The organism is Psychrobacter sp. 4Bb, assembly GCF_002836735.1.
Taxonomy (GTDB): domain Bacteria; phylum Pseudomonadota; class Gammaproteobacteria; order Pseudomonadales; family Moraxellaceae; genus Psychrobacter.
Window position 1 is genome coordinate 1 of sequence record NZ_PJAS01000070.1, and the last position, 21,605, is coordinate 21,605.

The following is a 21,605-nucleotide window of genomic DNA, read 5'->3' on the forward strand; positions in this document are numbered from 1 at the left end:
CTGTTATAATTTGGCTCAGTGCGTTGAGCCTTGTTATGATGTCTGGTTTATAGACTTTTGTAGACAGAAAGTATTAACGAAACAACTAGTTACTTAATTATTTACAATAATAACGTATTCGCGATAAAGTGGAATCACTTAAGAGCAATGAATATTTATTTAGATACGTTTTATAAAGAAAACACCTTATTGTATCTACCTTTTAGCCATTATAATTAAATTAACACTTAAAATAATTGGCACTCAAAACATAACTATATAATATTTAGGAGAGATTTCATGTCAAAAGGACAAACTTTACAAGATCCGTTCTTGAACTCGCTGCGCAAAGACCGCATTCCTGTCTCTATTTTTTTGGTAAATGGTATTAAATTACAAGGCCAAATTGAATCATTTGATCAATATGTTGTTCTCCTGAAAAACACAGTGAGCCAAATGGTATATAAGCATGCCATTTCAACAGTCGTGCCAGCACGTAACCCGCGTAGTAGTACGACGACAGGTACAAGTGCTCAGCCTCAAAGCGCAGCACCGACTGGATATCAAGGCGGTGGCTTTGAACGTGGTAGTAATCCTGCTGCTGGTGGCTTTGAAGAGCGCGGATTTGCATCGAGTCGTAGTGGATTTAATCGCGGTGGTTTTAGCCAAGGTCAAGATCGTGGTTTTGAACGCGGTAGTTTCGGTCAAGGTCAAGAGCGCGGGTTTGAGCGTGGTGGCTTCGGCCAAGATCGTGGGTTTGATGCCACGGTAGATAACACCGGCTTTGAAGATAAGCCAAACGACGGTTCTAATGATAGCAATAGCTAACGTATTGAATTAATCGAGCGTGTTGTCTGAAAAAACATTAAGACATGATTTATTCGTTTAAAACCTGCTAATAATAGTGGGTTTTTTTTGTATAGATAGCAGCAAGCTCTTTTATTCCGTATGCAGCACTATATTAGTGTAGATTTTGTAGACTATTACTAATATGAAACATAGTGTAGTAAAATAGCGTATTGATTCATTATAAAAATAGAGCGGATTCATGAGTGATACCAAAAACAACTTAACCCATGAGCAATTTATTACCACTGCTATAGAGGCTATTAATACCGAAATATCTGCGTTAGCACTGCTAACAGAGCAGATTGACGACAGATTTGCACAAGCATGTGACATCATTTTGACTTGTAAGGGTCGAGTGGTAGTCACGGGCATGGGTAAATCAGGGCTGATTGGACGCAAGATTGCAGCGACCTTTGCCTCAACTGGTACGCCTGCTTTTTTTATGCATCCTGGTGAAGCGGGGCATGGTGATTTGGGGATGCTTGTGAAAGGTGATGTGCTGCTTGCTATTTCAAACTCAGGTGAGTCAGATGAAATCAAGATGCTACTGCCAGTTGTTAAACATCTAAATATCCCTCTTATCAGTATCAGTCGTGATAAGCGCGGTATGCTACCACGAGCAGCTGACATTGTATTAACGCTTGGTCAGTCGCAGGAGGCGTGTCCACTTAATCTAGCGCCTACCTCCAGTACGACGGCTACTTTAGCGCTCGGAGATGCGTTAGCGGTTGCTTTAGTACATGCACGTAATTTTACTTCTGAAGATTTTGCATTATCGCATCCTGCTGGTGCCTTGGGTCGTCAGCTATTGACGCGTGTCGAAGATTTGATGCATACCAATTCAGAAGACTTGCCTTTGATTCATCAGCAGGCCCCATTGCAACAAGCTTTGTTTACCATGTCTGCCGGACGATTGGGCATGACCGTAGTGACTGATGATAACAATAAGGTCGTCGGTGTGTTCACAGATGGTGACTTACGCCGAGGGTTAGAAAAAGGCATCGATCTACAAACGCCAATGCATGAAGTGATGGTCAGCAATCCACGCCATATTAGTAAAACGATGCGTGCGTCAGATGCGCTAAGTGTTATGAATGAAAGTGGTATTAGTCAGTTATTGATCATTGATAATGAAGATCGTTTAGAAGCTATTATTACCGTGCATGATTTGCTACAAGCTGGGGTCAAATAAGGTTTGTGAGTTGCCGTTGAAATAGTTAAGCTATATAGAATAACGCTTCGAAAATAAATATTAAAAAGAGACAAATAATGCAGGACTTGATACAGAAAGCCGGACAAGTAAAACTATTGGTCATGGATGTTGATGGTATTTTATCCAATGGTCAAATCATCTATGATGCTAATGGTGTTGAGACCAAAGCGTTCTCAGTACATGATGGTGTGGGTGTTAAGTCGTTAGCACGCTACGGTATTTTGACAGCCATTATTACCGGCCGTAGTAGTGCGATGGTGAATAAGCGAGCAGCAGAAATGGGCGTTAACCATGTGGTGCAAGGCCGTGATGATAAATTAATCGCATTAAACGAGCTGCTATCATCTTTAGATCCTGCCCTGAATATCACTGCTGCCGACTGTGCCTATATGGGCGATGATTTACCGGATATCAAAGCAATGCAAACAGTAGGATTCGCGGCAACCGTACCTAACGCGCATGCTGAAGTTATCAAGCGCAGTGACATGGTAACGACTCGTGCTGGCGGTACTGGTGCAGTGCGCGAGATATGTGACCTTATTTTAAAAGGTCATGGACATTATCAAGACTTTATCGCGCATTACACGCTTGATGAGGCGCAAACTCAGGATAACCAGTCGTGAATACACGTGTCTTAATTGTATTAGCCTTAATTATTGCTGGTATCGCAGGTTGGTTTTTTCAGCAGCAAGGCGACGTAACGCCGCCAGTCAATATTGAAACAACAGATGTCGATTATGAAGCCACTGATATCAAAGCCGTGCAGACCAATGAACAAGGTGAAACCGAATACGAGCTTACCGCTGAGTCTTTGACGCATAATCCTGAGACCAATCAGGATGAAATGTCAGGCATTACCATGAATTGGGAACCATCTGCAGAGCAACGCTATCGTATTCAGGCGGCCAGTGCAGCCATCAGTCAACAGACAGGGGAGCTCAGTTTATCAGGTGGATTTACACTGGTGAGCGAAGGCAATAAGAGTACCCCTGATATCGAACCGATAAAAGTGACTGGTAGTACGCTAAAAGGTAATACGAAATCAGGCAAAGTATACAGTGACGCGCCTGTGAAAATCGAACAAGGTATGAATCGATTTGAAGCCTCTAGTATGACTGCCAATCTTGAGACGGGTGAGTATGAATTTGGCCAAGTGGCTGTTGCCTTTTCTCCATCTGAACGCCAAGATAAAGCATTATTTTAATCAAAGTATTTCTTATTTACTGTGTTAAAAAATAGCAGCTAGCATAAAGTTTGCAAATCCTACCACCTATTATGAAATGAGTTATTTATATGAAACTTAAATTTTTGCCTACTTTACGCGCATCATCACTCTGCTTGCACAAATTGCGCGCACTGCCAATGGTGATGTTATTGGCGCTACCGCTATATAGTCATGCATTGCCATCAGATTCTAATCAGCAGATCAAATTGCTAGCGGATAAAGCCACTTATAGTGAGCGTACCGGCGTGACCAGTTATGCAGGTAATGTCATTATTACTCAAGGTACGTTTAAGATGACGGCCGACAATATCACGGTCAATCTATCTCAGCAGCGTAGCATTAACTCAGCGGTAGCAACTGGCCGTCCAGCGACTATGCAGCAAGTAGTCACACAAGAGAAAGGCTTGGCAAAAGGGCAGGCTAATAAAATTGACTACAACGCAGTGTCTGGGATTATTACACTAACTGGTAATGCAAAACTGGTTCAGAATGGTGCAAGCTTTGCTGGTAATGTTATCCGTTATAGCCTAAAAGCAGGTGATGTTGAAGCAACCGCTGGTGGCAATCAGCGCGTTGAATTGGTATTCCCGCCTAATAACGGTACAAACCAAAGTGGCGTACGTTAATCCAAATAAACAGGCTATGAGTAAATAAGTCTGCCTTTAGCAATGCTTAAATTTTGTGAAAGTAAGAGTAAGTTATGAGCGATGATAAAAATCTAGACCTATCGGCATCAAATACCAATACGGCGCCTGTCGCTCGATTGACTATGCAAAATTTAGGCAAGCGCTATGGAAAGCGTTGGGTAGTCAAAGACGTTTCATTTTCTGTCGAACAGGGTCAAGTCGTCGGACTGTTGGGGCCTAATGGTGCTGGTAAAACGACTAGCTTCTATATGGTGGTGGGACTGGTCAATATGGATAAGGGCCGTGTTACGCTAGGTAAAATGGACTTATCTAAATACGCAATGCACGAGCGTGCGCGTGCGGGTATCGGTTATCTACCACAAGAAGCATCAATCTTTCGTAAACTGTCTATTGAGGATAATATCTTAGCTATCCTACAGACTCGTACAGAATTAAGTAAAGCTGAACAGCATCAAGAACTTGAAAAGTTGATTGGCGAGTTCCATTTAGAACATGTGCGCAAGTCTCAGGGTATGAGCGTGTCAGGCGGTGAGCGTCGTCGCTGTGAGATTGCGCGAGCATTGGCCGCTGATCCTAAGTTTATCTTATTGGATGAACCTTTTGCAGGGGTAGATCCTATCTCTGTCGGCGATATCAAAGACGTTATTTTGACGCTTAAAAATCGCGGCATTGGCGTTTTAATCACTGATCATAATGTTCGAGATACATTGGCGATTTGTGAAAAGGCTTATATCGTATCAGAAGGCGCTATCATTGCAGAAGGCACTTCGGCTGAAGTGTTAGAAAATGATTTAGTGAAATCCGTTTATCTAGGTAAAGACTTTCAAGTATAAGTGAGAGCGTTAAGTTGCTTATCTCATACTCTATTTTATATAGTGCACTCAGAACAAAAAGATGCCGTTAAAGTAGAGTTGTGCTGGCATAGGTTTTCCTTACTTCCTCTGCATTTTGCCTTCAAAACGCTGCGTAAAGTTATACTAACAACTTTATATTTTCTAATTAACTAATAGAGCTGGTTAACACTATTCTATATAGAGCCTGTAAGCCAGTTACTACTTATATCTACAATTAACATCTCTACAATTAATATCATCCTCTTTCAAGTACAGCTTGTAAAACTAAAGGCTGACTTATCATGACAAATATTTTTGAATCAGCGCTTATAAAGCGTGACATTATTACCTTCATTATTCTCGATTGATCCTCTGAATAAGGCTTATAAGCTATGGCAAAAAATAAAAGCAGCTATGTCTGTCAGCATTGTGGCGCGCATTTTGGTAAATGGGCTGGACAGTGTACGGATTGCGGGGAATGGAATAGCTTGGTCGAAGCCCCAAATGTCAGCATGCCACATCACAATAAGAGCATTGCTAAGCCCAATAACGCTAGAGCTGCTACTCGTGGTACCAGTGCGCCAGCTGGTAACTATTCCGGTACTCACAGTGCTGTCATGCCGCTTAACGCAGTAAGTGTGACGCTCGACACACGCCTACCAACCGGTATCAGTGAGTTTGATCGCGTACTTGGCGGCGGCCTAGTGGCGGGTTCTGTGGTGCTGATCGGTGGTGATCCAGGTATTGGTAAGTCAACTATCTTGCTGCAAACCGCGACCAATATGGCACGGGCGGATTCACTAGCAGGTAGTGCGTTATACGTGACGGGTGAAGAGTCACTTGCACAGGTGGCCATGCGAGCCAAACGTTTAGACTTGCCTGCTGATAGACTGCGTGTACTGGCCGAAACTAACGTAGAAACTATCTGTGCTGCATTAACGCAAGAGCAGCCAGCCATTGCTATTATTGATTCTATTCAGACTATTTATACGGATGCTATTAACTCTGCACCAGGTGGTGTCAGTCAGATTAGAGAGTCTGCAGCGATTTTGACGCGTTATGCTAAGCAAACGGGAACGGCACTATTTTTAGTAGGACATGTAACCAAAGAAGGTACGCTAGCTGGTCCGCGAGTATTAGAGCATATGGTTGATACGGTACTTTATTTTGAAGGCCAGTCTGACTCGCGTTTTCGTATGATTCGTGCGGTCAAGAATCGCTTTGGTGCGGTTAATGAACTAGGCATCTTTGGTATGACTGATATGGGGCTCAAAGAAGTCGCCAATCCATCAGCGATATTTTTAAGTCGTTACGATAAACCTGTTGCTGGATCTGTGGTGATGGTCAGCCGTGAAGGTACAAGGCCGTTATTAGTAGAAGTGCAGGCCTTGGTCGATGATTCACAAGGTTCGCCTAGAAGAATGGCGCTAGGTTTAGACTTCCAGCGTTTATCCATGCTACTAGCGGTGATGCATCGCCACGGCGGAATACATACCAGTGGACAAGATGTCTATGTCAACGTCGTTGGTGGCGTCAAAGTCATAGAGACAGGATCTGATTTGGCTGTACTGTTGGCTTGTGCTTCAAGTATCAAAGAGAGAGCGTTACCATCTTCATTAGCCGTATTCGGCGAAGTAGGTCTATCAGGTGAGATACGCCCAGTACCTAATGGACAAGAGCGCCTGAAGGAAGCGATGAAACATGGGTTTAAGCATGCCATCATTCCAAAGGCCAATGCACCTGCTAAGGATGCGTCTCAGTTTAAAGGTATCAACGTGATTGCTGTTGAGCGTCTGGATGATGCTATCGAAAGTGCATTTGAGTTATAAGGTATATAGAACTAATAGTACTTCGTTTTAAGTAGCTTAGTCGCTACTATGAGCCTAGAGCGATCAATATAGACCATAAAAAACGCCTAACCAATGATTAGTTAGGCGTTTTTTGCTATATAGGCTAGTAATATTATTGGTCTTTAAAACTGATACCTAGAATTAAGGTCCTGCAACACGCTCAATAGCAACGTTACCCACGCCTTTGCTCGTAATACCGAGTTTTTTGGCAGCACCATAAGACAAATCTAACACACGATTACCATGGAATGGGCCGCGATCGTTCACTTTTACCACGACACTTTTACCATTGGTTTTGTTAGTAACTTTGACATAGCAGTTCAACGGCAATGAGCGATGCGCTGCAGTTAAACCGTTCATGTCAAAAGTTTCGCCACTGGCAGTCTTGCGACCATGAAACTTACGACCATACCAAGACGCAAGACCAGTCTGCTTAAATTTGCTGACAGAGTTAGAGGCAACAGCTGTTAGGCGCTCTAATACATCTTCATCATTGGTAACTTGTGTCGTATCATTGGCTAACAATGAGCTACTAAGTGCCAATGAAGTCGGCTGACGGGCTGACTTTACCAAACTTGATGCGCCATCATGTTGACGGCTTAACTCACCAAGTACACGGTCAATGTGGGAGGCGTTATCTTGCGAAATCATAGCAAGTGTGGTCTTTGCTTCTACAGCATTTGCATTGGTAGCGACTGCAGAGCCAGCAAATAACATTGCTGACATTGTAAGTAAACCAGATAAACGCTTGTTCATAAATACCTCTATAACTTATACATCAAAACCTAACTCTAAATATTTTAGATTGAGCATGGCATTAATCTCTTATTTTCATATTGATTAATGAGTGGCTCTTATAGATATTAATATATGGTAATTTTTCATTTCATTATCATCAGTGTTCAGCAGAAATAGAGCTAAAGTGACTGATGATACGCTCAAATGATAGTTAGCGATAAGCATTGAATACAAAGTCCAAAATCAGGACTAAGTGACAATGTCACTATATGTTGTATTTACATGATGTGCGATCTACAAACTTCTTTAGAGTGCTACGTTAATAAAAGGTTCAGAGGACATCGCGTATCGCTTTGTTATCAAACCGTTAATTAAGTAGTGTATTTGAAAGTCTGGAATCTACAAGATGCTAACTATACGGCTACGCTACAACCTAAATATATTTAAATGCAAAGTTTATTAGTAGCTATGTACGGGTTATGTATCAGAGTACAGTAAAACGAGGTTAACGCAATTTTTTGTAAAAAACAAGGAATAAAATCTTTCTGAACTTATAGGCGATTAACTCATATTGAAAATCATGTCTATTTACTATTAAAAATAAGAGGCACTAAAACGAACAATTATTTCGGATTTGTAACTATTCTAGTGATTGATATGAACATACATTATATGAAGACCATTAAAATAAAAAAGCCACAGCGCTCAGAATAAAACTTTTCTTCACGCTATGGCTCATTGTCTTTTATCAAATCATTTGTAGTACAAAACAATTTATCTTAATGGTACTACCATAATTATTATAACGACTTACTTGAAAGACGAATTATACAGAAAGTATATTATACAAGTTAGCCGGATTTATGTGTATGGATAGACATGAGTAGGCCAAATCCTGCCATCAAAGTCACGATAGCCGTACCACCATAGCTAATGAATGGTAGTGGAACACCTACGACAGGCAAAATGCCGCCAACCATACCGACATTAACGAATATATAAACAAAAAAAGACATAGCGATAGCACCAGCCAACAATCTGCTGTAAACGTCAGGATGGGTGAAAGCGATATATAAGGCGCGTGACAGAAGGCAAAAGTAAATGAACATCAGTAGCATCACACCGAGTAAACCAAACTCCTCGGAGAAGGCGGCAATAATAAAGTCAGTATGGCCTTCTGGTAAGAAATGTAAGTGTGATTGCGTGCCTTCTAGATAGCCTTTTCCAGTAAGACCACCAGAACCAATGGCTGTCTTCGATTGAATGATGTTCCACCCAGCACCTTGTACATCTGCTTCAGGATTAAGGAGTGTCAATACCCGCGTACGCTGATAGTCGTGGAGTAAAAAATTCCAAGCAAATGCTATAAACGGCACAGCCAAAATTACAGCAGCAGAGATTAAACGCCATGAAAGACCTGCTAAGAAAAGCACAAATATGCCGCTAGCAGCGACCAGTAGTGATGTGCCAAGATCGGGCTCTTTAGCAATTAATAGCACCGGTACAATGATCAATGCTAAGGTAATAGCAATGCTAGATGCTGACGGTGGCAAATCACGCTTAGACAAAAACCAAGCACACATCATTGGCATACCAAGCTTCATAAACTCTGAAGGCTGCACACTACCGAACCCAGGCAAATTGATCCAGCGCTGAGCACCCATACGTACTTCACCGATAATATCTACCAATACCAATAATATAAGTCCTAAGATATAAAATATGGGCGTAAAAGTACGATAGAGACTGGGCGGTATCTGCGCCATGGTAAACATTACCGCGAATGCCACTCCATAACTGACCATTTGGCGAATAACCATACCAATATCTTGGCTGGCGGCGCTGTATAGAATCGTCAGACCAATACAACAAACCGTCAATAACAGTAAAGTTAACCATGGGTCGATATGAATACGTTGCCATAGCGTCGGTGCATGACCTTGACCCAAATGATGGCTCTGACGTGAAAAACGATATTGCGGGTTAGAAGACATAGGCAGAATTTGGCTAACAATTGGTGTAGGAGGGAAGTACTAACTAAATTATCTCATTGTAAATAATGATGAGAAGCGTACTTAAAAGTACCGACTTTAATAAAAGTATGCGAGCACGCGATGGCTATATAATTCACAAATAATAATAAAGTCACTCAATTATAAAAGTTGTAAGGATAAGTGTTAATTATCAATATTGGACTTCAAATTAGAAGCGATAGTTTAGCCTGCTTGTTGAAAATTTGATAGTATCGATAAAACGTTTTTAGCGGTAGTTTATTGCAATGATAAAATCAAAAATCCATGCGTATAGGCAAATTTGCCAACCTATTATCACCCTTATCCTATGTGCTGGCAGTGTCAGTGCTCATGCCGTTATCATCAGTGATGATAGTGAACGCCGTATTCAAATACGTCAAAGTAGCAGTACAAGCAATAACAGTAATGCGTATATAACGCCCTCTACTAACAGCTCAAATCAGCGTCCTGGTGTTACCATGTTGAGTGGTGCGAACGCATCAAATAGCGACAGTATGCAAAACTTGATTGTACAAAAACAGCGTGATTTCGAAATTGATGCTAGGTTGTCCATTGAAGAAAACAAACGTGTGAATGTAGTGAGACGCGGTACTACTTATAGTACAGCAAACAACACCTATAATGGTGCTTATAACGATTCTATGAGTATGGACTTTAATGCATGGTTAAATAGCAATAGTTATCGTGCCAGACAAGTAGCAGAGTATGAGCGTTATCTTAGCGCACGAGTCGGATCACAGAATGTACCGCCATTGTCTCAACTGCTGACGACTGCCCGTAGTTGGAGTAAATGCGGATATGAGCCTTATCAACTGCCACCTCAAGAACTATGGTCTAACATTGTACCAACATTACGCCTTTATAGTGAGTTGAAAAACCAAGGTATTTTACCACTTAGTAGTGAGATACGTTCGGTATATCGTAACCCAGGATTGAATGATTGTGCAGGCGGGGCAGATGGTAGTAAGCATATGAATGCAAGTGCTATGGATATCTGGGTGCCTGAGTACGAAGACAATTTATGGCGCTTGAGTACCATGCATGATGGCTTATGTCAGTTTTGGCATTATCAAGGACAGCCTTATAACTTTGGTTTAGGATTATATGCGACGGGAGCTATTCATTTAGATACGGATGGTTATCGCAAATGGGGATTCAATCACGCTAGTAGTTCCTCTTCTTGCCGCTATTAATTGACTTATCAAGAATCGAGAATTCAAATAATTATAAAGTTAGCCGAGATAACGCTAGATATATATTCATTTTTATATATACTATTCCAGTGTTTACTAAAAATAATAATTTTGTAATTATTTGGTAGGATTCATAGGTCAGACGCATGAGTTCATTAAAAATTTGTTTGTTCTTTAAAAACTATGCTTTAATAATATGTGTTATCAATCGCCTTTATATTTTCATGGCTTATAAAGAAAACCACCAAATTTACTTTAAGCGAAAACTATGAAAAATCAGCGCTCGACAATGAAAAACTATCATAAATTAAATAACGAGAAGCAAAGTTTTTTGCACTTGAACTATAAGTATGGCGCTTTGTTTATTTCTGCACTTATGTCGGTATTACTGATTAGTGCGTGTAGTACAGAGATGTCCTCTGAGAACAATATGATAGTGACGGATAAGGCTGATAGACATATACAAAGCTCTAAAGAGATAGAAGATAGTATCAAGAACTCTTACGCTCGTTTGGCATCTAAGCGCTCTGATGTCTGTCCAAAACTAATTCAAGAAGAAACGGGTAATCAGGTTATTGAACGTATATCAGAGGTCATGGTAAATGACTACTGTGATTATTTTTTATATCCGCGAGAGGGTCAGCGCCTCAATGTTAAAGTAGATAACCGTCAAATAGAAGCGCTATTACTTGTGCCGACGCTACATAATTTTGCCAACGGTAATTATAAAGTGACGTCTTATGATAAGCATGTTATCCGTTTGAGCTATAACGGGGCTACCCATAAGCCTGAGCATTTTGTCTATGATGTTGCGCTAAAAATTTCTGACGCCAAGCATTCCTAATGCCAAGCATTAAGAATGTTCTGCTTCTTATTAATGCATCATAGTAATTTAAATATTTAAATGGACGTATTATAAGCAGTATTCTTTACCACTTATAATACGTCCACAAAATTAATGAGCCTTAACTTTTCTAAACTACTTTCCTAGCAACTTATTTCTTACTGGTTTTTTCTACCACTTTATTTTCTTTCCACGGATCTTCTTGCCCAACCGTAACTATCAAAAAGTTATCAGGCTTTAGCGTATCTCGCATGGTTTGATTGACCTCTGAAAGTGTGACTTGATTAATGCGATTGGTATAGTCAGCTAAGTAATTATTCGGTAATTGGTAAAAATTCATCATTCCAAGTAAGCTATTAATACCAGCATTGCTCGCAAACCCCATCGGGAAGCTGTTTTTCAAATTATCTGTAGTTAAGCGCATCTCCTCATTGGTGATACCCTTGTCTAGCGTCTCATTGATAACCGCTAAGCTTGCATCAATAGCCGCACGCGCCTTGTCATTACGTGTTGAAAAACCAATCTGGTAGGGACCTCGAGAGAGCATCGGATTCATCGATCCCGAGATTCCATAAGTATAGCCGAGGTTCTGTCTTACCTCCGTCATTAGTCGCGCATTAAAGTCACTGCCTGCCATGACTTCGTTTCCAACAGCAAAGTTGGTCTGCTGCTGCTGTGCTATTGGGTCAGTTGCCCGTTTACTACCCAGCTGTCCCATGAGTACAGTGGTTTGAGTGCTTGGGAATGGAATATGAACGTGCTGCGCTTTAGTAAGCGGTTTCGGCTCAGGTAAATCAGTGGCAGCTTGGCCGGTAGGCAATTTAGCAGTGATGTCTTCTGCCAGTTTTTTGGCTTGTTTTAATGTCAGGTTGCCGGTCATAGCAACAGACGCGTTTGCTGCAACTAGATATTTATTTTTAAAGTCTATCAGTTGTTGCTTCTCAATCGTAGGAACGCTTTCTAGCGTGCCGACTGATGGATGCGCGTAAGGGTGAGTACCATATAGAGCCTCGTTGAAAGCGATACTTGCTAAGCTATTGGGATCTTGTTTTTGTTGCTGCAGGCCTACCAACAGTCTTGCTTTATTGCGAGCTAGAACTTGCTCGTCAAAGGTAGGTTCACTCACCATCTGTGTCATTAAGTCAATGGCTGGCAGGAGATGCTTATCATCAGATAGGCTACGCAGTGAAACAATAAACATATCCTTATAGGCGCTACTGCTTAGATTGATGCCCAACGTTTCCACTGCACGAGTAAATGCATTTTCATCTAGGCTTTTTGAGCCCTGTTCGAGCATCGTCGCTGTCATATTCGCAATACCAAAACCATCCTTTTTGATACTACCATCACGCGCGCTACCAGCATTAAAACGCAAATCAACATCGACAATTGGCAAGGTGGTCGTTTGTACAAACATGACAGGTACGCCTGACTTGGTCTTAAACTGTTGAATGGTCGGTACGGTGACTTTTAAAGGTTTGTCATCATCTAAGCTGGTTAGCTTAGATAAGGCAGCAATTGGCGCACTTGCATCGACTGCAGCAGGTGAGCGGTAATCTTCAGCAGCTGTTGCATCTGCCTGCGCGGTAGTAGCTAAGATGCTAAAAGCAAAAATTACGCTAGCACTGAGGTGGGATCGCTTTTTAAGTGCGATAGTGCTTCTTATAGAGGATGAAGCAGTCTTAAAAGATTTTGGTTTTGCTTTAGAGTCGTATTTATTCTGAATCATGAGTTTCTTCTTATTAAGAATACGGTGTTATGGCCATTTTTATGAGACGTTTGATCATATATAGCGACTATTTCGCTGAGGTTTTACTGTCTTTAGGTGGCACGACATGCATCACCGTCAAGTTGTCTTTGACCAAATACTTTTTACTAGCAGCTTGAATGTCAGCCACACTAATACCGTCGAGCTTAGCTGGTAACTTGGCAAGTAATCTATCATCTAGACCGATAGATTGTAACGAGCCAATCATACGCGCTTGTCCTTCCATGCTGTCTTGCGCATAAATCAAACCAGTAACCGTATTGGTCTTGGCGCGACTGATCTCATCATCGGCAATAGGATCGGTTTTTAACTTTTCTATTTCTGAAGTTATGGCTTGTTGTGCTTGCTCTAAGCTGACGCCTTCACGAGGTGTTGCTTGAATCAAAAACAGCCCATCACCGCGATCTAGTAAGTCGTAAGAAGTACCAACCGTCGTCAATATACCTTGCTCCCGTATCAGTCGACTCTCTAAACGTGCAGATAAGCCGCCATCGAGCACATCTTGCGCAAGTGACAGGGCATAAGCTTGTTTTTCATTGTTGGTGCCTGCCGTGGCAAGGCTTGGCACGTTGTAACCCATCAGTAGAACGGGCACTTGTACGGCTTGCTCAGAGTCTACCTTTTGATAACCACGGAAGCCTTTTTGAGTCACAGAGGTACGTTTGGGTAGGTTGCTTTTTTCTAAATCACCAAAGTAACGTTTGACTTGAGTAAGTACTTCTTGTGGTTGCACGTCGCCGACGATGACTAACGTTGCATTATTTGGTGCATACCATGTCTTATACCAATTTTTTAGATCTGAAAGTTTGATCGATTCTAGCTCGTTCATAGGTCCAATGACAGATTCGCCTTTTGGGCTGTCAGGTAAGGCCAGCAGACGAAATGACTCATACGCTTTAGCAAGCGGATTGTCATCAGTACGTTGGCGACGCTCTTCCATGACCACTTGATGCTCTTTAGCAAATTCTTTGTCATCAAATATAAGGTTTTTCATGCGATCTGCTTCAAGCTCTAGCGCTAACGGCATACGATTGGCAGGGAATAGCTCGTAGTATCCGGTATAGTCATAGCTGGTAAAGGCATTATTGACACCACCAAACTTAGCAATTAGCCGCTCATAATCATCACTAGAAACGTTGGTCGTGCCCTTAAACATCATGTGCTCGAGTAAGTGAGAGATACCACCTTTATCAAGAGGCTCATCTGCTGAGCCCACTCGGTACCAGATTTGTGTCATAGCGACTGGGGCACGGTGGTCTTCTTTTATGACGACTTTTAGACCATTTTCTAACTGATATTCATGTCGACCTGACATATCCATTGTCAACTCAGACGGCTGAGTGTCTTTGCTCGTTTTATTTTCATCTGATATGTTTTGAGCCAAGCTATCGGTTGCGATTGAGCTTGTCGCAGTTGCAGAGTTAGTAGGCATCATATTGGTTTGACACGCAGAAAGTGACGCTGCTACTGCTAAGGCACAAGCAATGCGTAATGGTGCAGCTGCTAGAGGTAAAGACAATGGCATGGTATGGTCTACTTATATAAAATAATAATAGAAGAATTAGATACTAATCATAGCGATAGAAAACATTATAAAGAGGTCTGGGCACCAACCATAACACTAGCAGTTGGTCTGAACTCTTGCGTCGTGGTGCAACCGGTCACCAATATAGTCGTCGTTAATAAAACAGCCACACTGATGCTGCTGATTTTCTTATAGTGCTTAGAGAGTAATGACATAACGGATTCCTAATAAGTTTTTATCGAATAAGTCTTGGTAGAGTAGGCGAAGTCTGACAAGTAACAGGTCAGAATTTTGTGTCTAAACCTTAAGCAAAACTTTCTCAAATCATCGAGTGATTTTTTAAACAGATAAATTTTGACGATAGTCTAATAGGGTAAGGGCTGAGCATGACTTGAATTATGCTAAAATAGGTCAAAATTAGATGTCATGTCGCTCGTAGCCAGATGACAACCTATGAATCCATTAACAATAAACAAATAATTGATCGTGATAACTTTTAGGGCAAATTTATGAACAACCCAAACAATAGCAACCGCGTAGTCATTAACCTTGATGCTGGTCTTGACGACTTAGATGACGATGATATTACCTTACCCAGTCTACCGGTGCAATCTGTGCCCATTATTGATGAAACAGAAAATATTGCTCCGCAAAAGGACAGTATGGTAAACCAAGACGTCTCTAGTAATGATGCTGCGGACAATATTGCTTTAGCGACGCCAATTGTTATGACAGAAGAGCATAATGTCCCTAAAGGTAATTCTGAAAGCTTTTCGAGCGCTAAAGAGACAGCCGCTGCTACAAGTCAAACTAATACTGCGTCAACCATTCCTGCTATGCCATTGCAAGAGCAATTGGGTGATACACCAAGCGTAAACCCAGTGGCTGACAGTAATGTACAGGCAGCTACTACCAAAGAGCCTGCTACAGAGTTACAAGAGTCACAAGAGACTAAAGAAAATAAGAAAAAGGGCAGCTGGTTTAACCGTATGAAAACGGGCCTCAGTAAGTCACGCAAAAACTTAGCCGAAGGCATGGTCAGTATCTTAATCGGTGGCAAAGAGATTGATGACGAGCTCTTAGAAGAAGTCGAAGATCAGCTATTGGTAGCCGATATCGGCGTCAACGCGACGAACCGTATCATCAAGAGCCTTACCGAGCAGACAGATCGTGGTGACTTGATTTACGCACACTCTCTATATAAAGCATTGCAAAGTGAGTTGGTTGATATCCTCACACCAAAAGTTGAGCCATTGGTGATTGATACTAGCAAAAAGCCGTTTGTTATATTGGTAGTAGGTGTCAATGGTGTAGGGAAAACTACAACGATTGGTAAGCTTGCCAAGCGTCTGCAGGGCGAGGGTAAATCAGTCATGCTGGCAGCGGGTGATACGTTCCGTGCGGCAGCTACTGAGCAGTTACAGATTTGGGGCGAGCGCAATCATATTCCAGTGGTAGCGCAAGGTCATGGTTCTGACAGCGCTTCTGTCATTTTTGATGCGATGCAGTCAGCCAAAGCAAAAAATATCGATGTGCTCATTGCCGATACTGCGGGACGTCTGCAAAACAAAACGCATTTGATGGCAGAATTGGAGAAGGTCGTACGTGTCATGCGTAAGGCGGATCCAAGTGCTCCGCATGAAGGTATGATTGTGCTGGATGCTGGCACGGGTCAAAATGCTATCAACCAAGTCGAACTGTTTAATAAAGTTGTGCCACTGACAGGCATCACCATTACTAAGCTAGACGGTACTGCTAAAGGTGGTGTGGTGTTTAATATTGCCGAAACGACAGATGTGCCTATCCGCTATATTGGTGTGGGTGAGTCGATTGACGACTTACGTTCTTTTAGTCCGAAGCAATTTGTCGCCGCCTTATTCGAGACCGACGATAAAGAATAAGATAGCCAGTTTTATCTGGTAAATCATTTTTAAAAGAATAGGGGAGTAGACGCTATGATAGTTACCACAGCAACCTTTGGGTCGCATCGATTAACACTGATTGCTCGTGTCAATGGGCATGGTCAGCCTATGCTCGTTGAAGCCAACTGGCTGCTGGCAGGTAACTCATGGCATAGCTCAAAATCTGTACCCAAACTTAAAAAGTACTATGGCCTGACAGACGAAGACTTTACCTTTATAGATAAAAATAGCCTAAGCATGAATGAACCTGCTCAAGCATTATTGATAGAAACGATTTTCCAACTCAAAGACTATGCTGATGCTAAACGTAAGACGTTGGATTTGCCTTTAGACTTCTCTATGGGTACTGAGTTTCAGCAAAGAGTATGGCAGGCACTACAAGGTATCGAGTATGGCGAAACCATCAGCTATGCCACGCTCGCGCAGCGTGTCAACAGTCCAAAGGGATTCCGTGCGGTTGCGCAGGCTAATGGCAAAAATCCTTTTAGCATTATCGTGCCTTGTCATCGAGTGATTGCAAGTGACGGTAAGCTCGGTGGCTATACAGGCGGGCTAGATAAAAAAGAGTATTTACTATCATTAGAAGGAAGTTGGACGTAAAACTAAATCTAACTTAATAAAAAAGGGCCAAGTACTTTTAGTATCTGGCCCTTTTTACTGAACAATTAATAAGTTTATGCTTCAAGCTGAGCCATGACGTCAGCAGAGAAGTTCACGTTAGTATAAACCTCTTGCACATCATCAGCATCTTCTAGCATATCAATCATCTTCATGATCTTTTCAGCATCATCGACATTGTCGATCTCAGCCGTGGTAGATGGTGACATAGTGACCTCGGCGTTGTCAGAAATAAGACCAGCCGCATTAAGGGCATCTTGGACTTGACCAAAACTTTCCCATTCAGTGATAACGAGTAAGCTTTCGCCATCATTTTCGATATCAACGGCGCCCGCATCTAGTGCAACGAGCATCACTTCATCTTCTAAGCTGACATCGTTAAACGTGATTTCGCCACGTTTAGTGAATAGATACGCCACTGAACCTGATGTGCCAAGATTACCATCATTCTTGGTAAAAGCATGACGTACTTCGCTGACCGTACGGTTAAGGTTATCCGTCATGGTTTCGACCAGTACAGCCACACCACCAACACCATAGCCTTCGTAACTGACTTCTTCCATATTCTCATTATCGCCACCACCTGTACCACGGTCGACAGCACGATTAATCGTGTCGCGCGTCATATTGACGGATAGGGCTTTTTCGATAACGGCACGTAAGCGTGGGTTTTTGTCAGGATCGGGATCGCCTTGTTTGGCAGCTGAAACGATTTCACGAATAATCTTGGTAAATATCTTACCTCTTACTGCATCCTGACGGGCTTTGCGGTGTTTAATATTTGCCCATTTTGAATGGCCTGCCATATAACATCCTTAAGTTCTACATACTATTTTTATGGGTAAAAAGAGTGATCAACAACAACCTTCGGTATCTGATTGCCTGATTTTATACTATCATTACTTTGTCTATTTGAGGTAGTAGCGCTACTGGCACGTTAACGATTTGTATGTTGTTGAGAGTGCTTTTTTGCTACACTGTGGCAACTTATAGATTGTATTCACTGTGATAGGTGAGCGATATTATAAACCAGTTTTAGCTATTTTGACCAACTTGCCCTTATCCATCACATTTTAAGTCATTGCGTGCTATCAAGCCATTGATTTTATAAAGTACTGATTCTATGAAGCAACCAACCGCCGAAGCTCTTACACACTTGCGTAACCGTACGCATATCATTATTGAAGGCACAGATACTCGTCTGGGCAAGCTCTTTGATATTGTATTGCTGATTGCAATTTTAGCCAGTGTGGCGGTCGTCATGCTTGATAGTGTGCTATATATGCGTTTGCAGTATGGCACGTTGTTCTTTTATGCAGAGTGGTTTTTTACTATTTTGTTTACTATTGAGTATGCGTTAAGGCTGTTTTCAGCACCCAACCGCTTACGCTATGCTTTTAGTTTCTTTGGAATAGTAGACTTACTGTCTGTATTGCCAAGTTATTTGAGCCTAATGTTTGTGGGTGTACAGTATCTACTCGTGATACGGGTATTACGTATTTTACGTGTGTTCCGCGTTCTTAAGCTCAAGGCCTATATGCAACAGGCTGGGTTCTTGGCGTCTGCATTAAAAACCAGTCAGCAGAAAATTACGGTTTTCTTCCTATCGCTTGTATTGTTGGTAACCATCTTTGGTTCGATTATTTATGTGGTAGAAGGGCCGGAAAATGGATTTACCAGTATTCCACTGTCTATCTACTGGGCAGTTGTCACGATGACTACGGTTGGCTACGGTGATATGTCACCCAAGACACCGCTTGGGCAAGCAATTGCAACCATGGTCATGATCACAGGTTACTCGATTATTGCGGTACCAACAGGTATTTTCACATCAGAGCTAGCACGTAACATGCGTCCGCAGCTCAACCCGGTGACTTGTCCAAACTGTGGTAAATTCGGCCATGCAGTAGGGGCAGACTTTTGCGATCGTTGTGGACACGCGCTACATATCTAAAAATAGATTTAATCGTGGTAGTCAACATACCTACTACGAATCTACGCATCGATGTATTCATCAACCAGTGGTGACAGGTCGATCTCGACGCCTAGATTGACCAGATTCCAGTATTGTCCTGATACAGTACGGTCTAGCATCATAGTGGTAGCTGAGGGTTGAAACTGACCAAAGTACTTTAAAGACGTACGCATCTGGGCAATGGCCTCGTGATGTACTTGGCTGCTGCCAAAATCAAATTCGCCTTCTTGATAGGGTCTAATGGATAAAGGCTTTAGACCAATCGATAGCCACTTTTCATAAAACTCACCAGGGATGTTTTTGTCATCTTCGCGGCGAATATCTAATGCAATCAGATCTTGTTCAAGTGCAGTGACGTCACCTTTTAGTGCATGTTTGACAAAGCGTTTAAATAGCTGCACTTCGCTATCACTATAACTGCGGATACCCCCAAAATCATATGCCACGACACTACCGTCATGACGGAACGCGAAGTTACCTGGATGAGGGTCACAGTGCATACGGTATAAGCCAAATAGCTGACCTGCGGTAAAGTGAAACAGACGCTCTGCTATTTTTTGTTTGATGTCATTGTCCCATGTCGCAGCGACAGTCAATGTCTCTCCCATCTCTTCGGTCAACGTTAAAATCCGTCTAGAAGAGTGGCTACTAATCACTTTGGGAATAATAAGGCCTTCATCTTCTGCATGAAAAGCGCCGAATACGCGTAAGTTATGAGCTTCTTTAACATAGTCTAATTCATCGTGCAGACTCTGGCGAATCTCATTAAAAAGCTGCTCTTGTAGTTGCTTACTCATATTGAGCACGCCAGCTATTTTTAATGCCATACGTACTTGTTTGAGATCGCTATCACAGTTTTCATCAACATCAGGATACTGGACTTTGACCACCACTTTTTGACCCGATGGCAACGTTGCTTTGTGCACTTGTCCAATGGATGCTGCGGCAAAAGGTGTCTCTTCAAACTCGCTAAACAACTCTAAGATCGGCGCTTTCAATTCACGTTCAACTTGAGCTTGTATTTGCGCATACGGCATTGGCGGCGCATCTTTCTGTAGCTTTTCGAGCGCTGATGCAACCTCAGGCGGGAATACATCCTTATATTGTGAAGCAATCTGTCCGACCTTCATCACTGCGCCTTTCATCTCACCCAACGTTTCGGCAATTTGAACGCCCACGTCTTGCATCAGATCTGAGCGAGCTTGCAGACGTTTTTCTTCGTCACTTGAGAGATGCTTAAATGAGTTTTTAGCGGCTTTGCCAGCAATACTCGCTGTCATGCCAGCGAGTTTCATAAAGCGTTTTCCGGACGATTTTGCCATTCATGTCACCGTATAATGGGTTATTTGCTCAGTCGTAATTCTATTATTTTAATTGCAAGATTACTGTTTGACTAATGTGTGAAAACGCGAGTAATCATTTATAAAAAAGTAAGCACAGTCATATCATTTGCTTGTGTCAACTGCATACATATTGCTCAACCAGTAATCAAGCGCCATTTGATAACCCAATTGTCCCAAGCCGCAAATAACTCCGACTGCAATATCACTTAGATATGAATGATGGCGGAAAGGCTCACGGGCATGAATATTGGATAAATGTACTTCTATAAATGGTTTTTGCGTGGCCAATAGCGCATCGCGTAGAGCCACTGAAGTATGCGTAAATGCAGCCGGGTTGATAATGATAGCATCGACTTGGGCAGATTTGTCCGCCAATAATCCATGTTGCTGGATGTCGTCTACTAGCTTACCTTCATGGTTGGACTGTATGCATATTAACTCTACACCGTGGCGTGCGGCGCGCTCAACTAGTTGCTTTTCTATATCAGCAAGTGTCGTATGACCATAAATATGCGGTTCCCGTTTACCTAGTAAATTCAGATTTACGCCGTTTACCAGTAGTAATTTATGAGTCAGTATTTGATTTGAATTTTCGTTAGTCGATTGTTCGGCTGTTTTTGATGGGGTAGAGGAGGTCATAATGGTCTCGGTAACTATTGAGCGATGTTAATAATTTATAATAATATATGAATAATTTAAGGCGCGAGCTGCCAAGCTAAATTGGCTTCAACGCATTTTGCTCTTTATCATAACAGCTTGCCAGCTAGGTTATAAAAATTTGTCTAAAAAAATTATCTAGATATCAAAAAGCATATTAAAAGTCTTTATGTTGCTAAAAACCCGTGCTATGATATTTTTTATGCAATAAATATTGCAAGTTTGTTGCTATCATCAAATTTCATGACGATAAGTGCGTTTGGCGAATTCGTTATGGAAGCACTATGTAGGTAATTAAAGCATTACATAGATGATGGTAAGTAGAGTAGTAATACTCTTAATTTTTGATTTCATAATCTTAGACCCTGTTTATATGCAATGTCGCAAAGGAAG

19 protein-coding genes and 1 pseudogene are annotated in these 21,605 nt (G+C 41.9%); 12 read left to right on the forward strand and 8 right to left on the reverse strand.

Translation table 11 applies throughout. The features are described from left to right. Positions 1 to 279 precede the first annotated feature (279 nt). The 7 genes from hfq to radA all read left to right on the forward strand — a co-directional run bounded on the left by hfq (position 280) and on the right by radA (position 6,575). Complete coding sequence (gene hfq, locus CXF60_RS09655) at positions 280 to 807, forward strand: RNA chaperone Hfq (protein ID WP_101205039.1); 528 nt, start codon at positions 280 to 282, stop codon at positions 805 to 807. 220 nt (positions 808 to 1,027) lie between these two features. After that, entirely contained in the window at positions 1,028 to 2,020 is a 993-nt protein-coding gene (locus CXF60_RS09660; RefSeq protein ID WP_101205038.1) for a KpsF/GutQ family sugar-phosphate isomerase, read from the forward strand. A 77-nt stretch (positions 2,021 to 2,097) separates the two neighbouring features. After that, positions 2,098 to 2,664 carry a KdsC family phosphatase gene (locus CXF60_RS09665; protein ID WP_102091770.1) on the forward strand — a complete coding sequence of 189 codons (567 nt, stop codon included), beginning with the start codon at positions 2,098 to 2,100 and terminating at the stop codon, positions 2,662 to 2,664. Next, positions 2,661 to 3,245 carry an LPS export ABC transporter periplasmic protein LptC gene (gene lptC, locus CXF60_RS09670; RefSeq protein ID WP_102091771.1) on the forward strand — a complete coding sequence of 195 codons (585 nt, stop codon included), beginning with the start codon at positions 2,661 to 2,663 and terminating at the stop codon, positions 3,243 to 3,245. The genes CXF60_RS09665 and lptC overlap by 4 nt, the downstream gene beginning before the upstream one ends. Before the next feature lie 89 nt (positions 3,246 to 3,334). Then, positions 3,335 to 3,892: a lipopolysaccharide transport periplasmic protein LptA gene (gene lptA, locus CXF60_RS09675; RefSeq protein WP_057760441.1), complete on the forward strand. Its 558-nt coding sequence runs from the start codon at positions 3,335 to 3,337 to the stop codon at positions 3,890 to 3,892. Positions 3,893 to 4,035: 143 nt separating this feature from the next. Continuing rightward, positions 4,036 to 4,746, forward strand: coding sequence for an LPS export ABC transporter ATP-binding protein (gene lptB, locus CXF60_RS09680; protein ID WP_416376875.1), 711 nt, complete (start codon positions 4,036 to 4,038; stop codon positions 4,744 to 4,746). A 392-nt stretch (positions 4,747 to 5,138) separates the two neighbouring features. Next, the gene (gene radA / locus CXF60_RS09685) at positions 5,139 to 6,575 is read left to right on the forward strand and encodes a DNA repair protein RadA (RefSeq protein ID WP_102091773.1); all 1,437 of its coding nucleotides are present in this window, start codon (positions 5,139 to 5,141) and stop codon (positions 6,573 to 6,575) included. Positions 6,576 to 6,737: 162 nt separating this feature from the next. Here the strand turns inward: radA and CXF60_RS14725 are convergent. Both CXF60_RS14725 and rodA read right to left on the reverse strand, forming a co-directional pair. Further along, positions 6,738 to 7,079 (reverse strand): annotated as a pseudogene (locus tag CXF60_RS14725) (septal ring lytic transglycosylase RlpA family protein); the annotation flags it as partial. A gap of 1,106 nt (positions 7,080 to 8,185) precedes the next feature. After that, positions 8,186 to 9,328: a rod shape-determining protein RodA gene (gene rodA / locus CXF60_RS09695; protein ID WP_102091774.1), complete on the reverse strand. Its 1,143-nt coding sequence runs from the start codon at positions 9,326 to 9,328 to the stop codon at positions 8,186 to 8,188. Between the two features lie 284 nt (positions 9,329 to 9,612). On the opposite strand from rodA, the gene CXF60_RS09700 reads away from it, so the two are divergent. Together CXF60_RS09700 and CXF60_RS09705 are read left to right on the forward strand one after the other, a co-directional pair. Further along, a complete protein-coding gene (locus CXF60_RS09700) occupies positions 9,613 to 10,560 on the forward strand; it encodes a D-Ala-D-Ala carboxypeptidase family metallohydrolase (protein ID WP_102091775.1) in 948 nt (315 codons plus the stop codon). Between the two features lie 268 nt (positions 10,561 to 10,828). After that, positions 10,829 to 11,404 (forward strand): hypothetical protein, encoded by a 576-nt coding sequence (locus CXF60_RS09705; RefSeq protein WP_102091776.1) that lies wholly within the window; start codon positions 10,829 to 10,831, stop codon positions 11,402 to 11,404. A 151-nt stretch (positions 11,405 to 11,555) separates the two neighbouring features. Here CXF60_RS09705 and CXF60_RS09710 read toward each other — a convergent pair whose 3' ends face one another. From CXF60_RS09710 to CXF60_RS14465, 3 genes are all read right to left on the reverse strand, one after another. Next, complete coding sequence (locus CXF60_RS09710; RefSeq protein WP_102091777.1) at positions 11,556 to 13,133, reverse strand: M16 family metallopeptidase; 1,578 nt, start codon at positions 13,131 to 13,133, stop codon at positions 11,556 to 11,558. Positions 13,134 to 13,200: 67 nt separating this feature from the next. Then, a complete protein-coding gene (locus tag CXF60_RS09715) occupies positions 13,201 to 14,697 on the reverse strand; it encodes a M16 family metallopeptidase (protein ID WP_102091778.1) in 1,497 nt (498 codons plus the stop codon). Between the two features lie 65 nt (positions 14,698 to 14,762). Further along, on the reverse strand, positions 14,763 to 14,912 hold the full coding sequence (locus tag CXF60_RS14465; RefSeq protein ID WP_165598598.1) for a hypothetical protein: 150 nt from the start codon (positions 14,910 to 14,912) through the stop codon (positions 14,763 to 14,765). Between the two features lie 774 nt (positions 14,913 to 15,686). Here CXF60_RS14465 and ftsY point away from each other — a divergent pair. Both ftsY and CXF60_RS09725 read left to right on the forward strand, forming a co-directional pair. Continuing rightward, entirely contained in the window at positions 15,687 to 16,598 is a 912-nt protein-coding gene (gene ftsY, locus CXF60_RS09720; RefSeq protein WP_227526712.1) for a signal recognition particle-docking protein FtsY, read from the forward strand. 54 nt (positions 16,599 to 16,652) lie between these two features. Further along, positions 16,653 to 17,219 carry a methylated-DNA--[protein]-cysteine S-methyltransferase gene (locus CXF60_RS09725; RefSeq protein ID WP_102091780.1) on the forward strand — a complete coding sequence of 189 codons (567 nt, stop codon included), beginning with the start codon at positions 16,653 to 16,655 and terminating at the stop codon, positions 17,217 to 17,219. Between the two features lie 74 nt (positions 17,220 to 17,293). Here the strand turns inward: CXF60_RS09725 and CXF60_RS09730 are convergent, their stop codons facing one another. Continuing rightward, positions 17,294 to 18,043 carry a YebC/PmpR family DNA-binding transcriptional regulator gene (locus tag CXF60_RS09730; protein ID WP_102091781.1) on the reverse strand — a complete coding sequence of 250 codons (750 nt, stop codon included), beginning with the start codon at positions 18,041 to 18,043 and terminating at the stop codon, positions 17,294 to 17,296. Between the two features lie 317 nt (positions 18,044 to 18,360). Between CXF60_RS09730 and CXF60_RS09735 the strand changes: the two genes are divergently transcribed. Further along, positions 18,361 to 19,191, forward strand: coding sequence for an ion transporter (locus CXF60_RS09735; protein ID WP_057760421.1), 831 nt, complete (start codon positions 18,361 to 18,363; stop codon positions 19,189 to 19,191). A 41-nt stretch (positions 19,192 to 19,232) separates the two neighbouring features. Here CXF60_RS09735 and CXF60_RS09740 read toward each other — a convergent pair whose 3' ends face one another. Both CXF60_RS09740 and aroQ read right to left on the reverse strand, forming a co-directional pair. Continuing rightward, positions 19,233 to 20,534, reverse strand: coding sequence for an ABC1 kinase family protein (locus tag CXF60_RS09740; RefSeq protein ID WP_102091782.1), 1,302 nt, complete (start codon positions 20,532 to 20,534; stop codon positions 19,233 to 19,235). Between the two features lie 123 nt (positions 20,535 to 20,657). After that, positions 20,658 to 21,194, reverse strand: coding sequence for a type II 3-dehydroquinate dehydratase (gene aroQ, locus CXF60_RS09745; protein ID WP_102091783.1), 537 nt, complete (start codon positions 21,192 to 21,194; stop codon positions 20,658 to 20,660). Positions 21,195 to 21,605: the final 411 nt, after the last annotated feature.

Excerpts from the sequence above, each read along its gene's own strand:
- CXF60_RS09700 (WP_102091775.1), top strand. The coding sequence starts at position 9,613 with ATGATAAAATCAAAAATCCATGCGTATAGGCAAATTTGCCAACCTATT.
- CXF60_RS09705 (WP_102091776.1), top strand. The coding sequence starts at position 10,829 with ATGAAAAATCAGCGCTCGACAATGAAAAACTATCATAAATTAAATAAC.
- CXF60_RS09735 (WP_057760421.1), top strand. The coding sequence starts at position 18,361 with ATGAAGCAACCAACCGCCGAAGCTCTTACACACTTGCGTAACCGTACG.
- CXF60_RS14465 (WP_165598598.1), bottom strand. The coding sequence starts at position 14,912 with ATGTCATTACTCTCTAAGCACTATAAGAAAATCAGCAGCATCAGTGTG.
- CXF60_RS09665 (WP_102091770.1), top strand. The coding sequence starts at position 2,098 with ATGCAGGACTTGATACAGAAAGCCGGACAAGTAAAACTATTGGTCATG.
- CXF60_RS09730 (WP_102091781.1), bottom strand. The coding sequence starts at position 18,043 with ATGGCAGGCCATTCAAAATGGGCAAATATTAAACACCGCAAAGCCCGT.
- lptA (WP_057760441.1), top strand. The coding sequence starts at position 3,335 with ATGAAACTTAAATTTTTGCCTACTTTACGCGCATCATCACTCTGCTTG.
- ftsY (WP_227526712.1), top strand. The coding sequence starts at position 15,687 with ATGAAAACGGGCCTCAGTAAGTCACGCAAAAACTTAGCCGAAGGCATG.
- CXF60_RS09740 (WP_102091782.1), bottom strand. The coding sequence starts at position 20,534 with ATGGCAAAATCGTCCGGAAAACGCTTTATGAAACTCGCTGGCATGACA.
- hfq (WP_101205039.1), top strand. The coding sequence starts at position 280 with ATGTCAAAAGGACAAACTTTACAAGATCCGTTCTTGAACTCGCTGCGC.
- CXF60_RS09660 (WP_101205038.1), top strand. The coding sequence starts at position 1,028 with ATGAGTGATACCAAAAACAACTTAACCCATGAGCAATTTATTACCACT.
- radA (WP_102091773.1), top strand. The coding sequence starts at position 5,139 with ATGGCAAAAAATAAAAGCAGCTATGTCTGTCAGCATTGTGGCGCGCAT.
- CXF60_RS09710 (WP_102091777.1), bottom strand. The coding sequence starts at position 13,133 with ATGATTCAGAATAAATACGACTCTAAAGCAAAACCAAAATCTTTTAAG.
- lptB (WP_416376875.1), top strand. The coding sequence starts at position 4,036 with ATGCAAAATTTAGGCAAGCGCTATGGAAAGCGTTGGGTAGTCAAAGAC.
- aroQ (WP_102091783.1), bottom strand. The coding sequence starts at position 21,194 with ATGACCTCCTCTACCCCATCAAAAACAGCCGAACAATCGACTAACGAA.
- rodA (WP_102091774.1), bottom strand. The coding sequence starts at position 9,328 with ATGTCTTCTAACCCGCAATATCGTTTTTCACGTCAGAGCCATCATTTG.
- CXF60_RS09715 (WP_102091778.1), bottom strand. The coding sequence starts at position 14,697 with ATGCCATTGTCTTTACCTCTAGCAGCTGCACCATTACGCATTGCTTGT.
- CXF60_RS09725 (WP_102091780.1), top strand. The coding sequence starts at position 16,653 with ATGATAGTTACCACAGCAACCTTTGGGTCGCATCGATTAACACTGATT.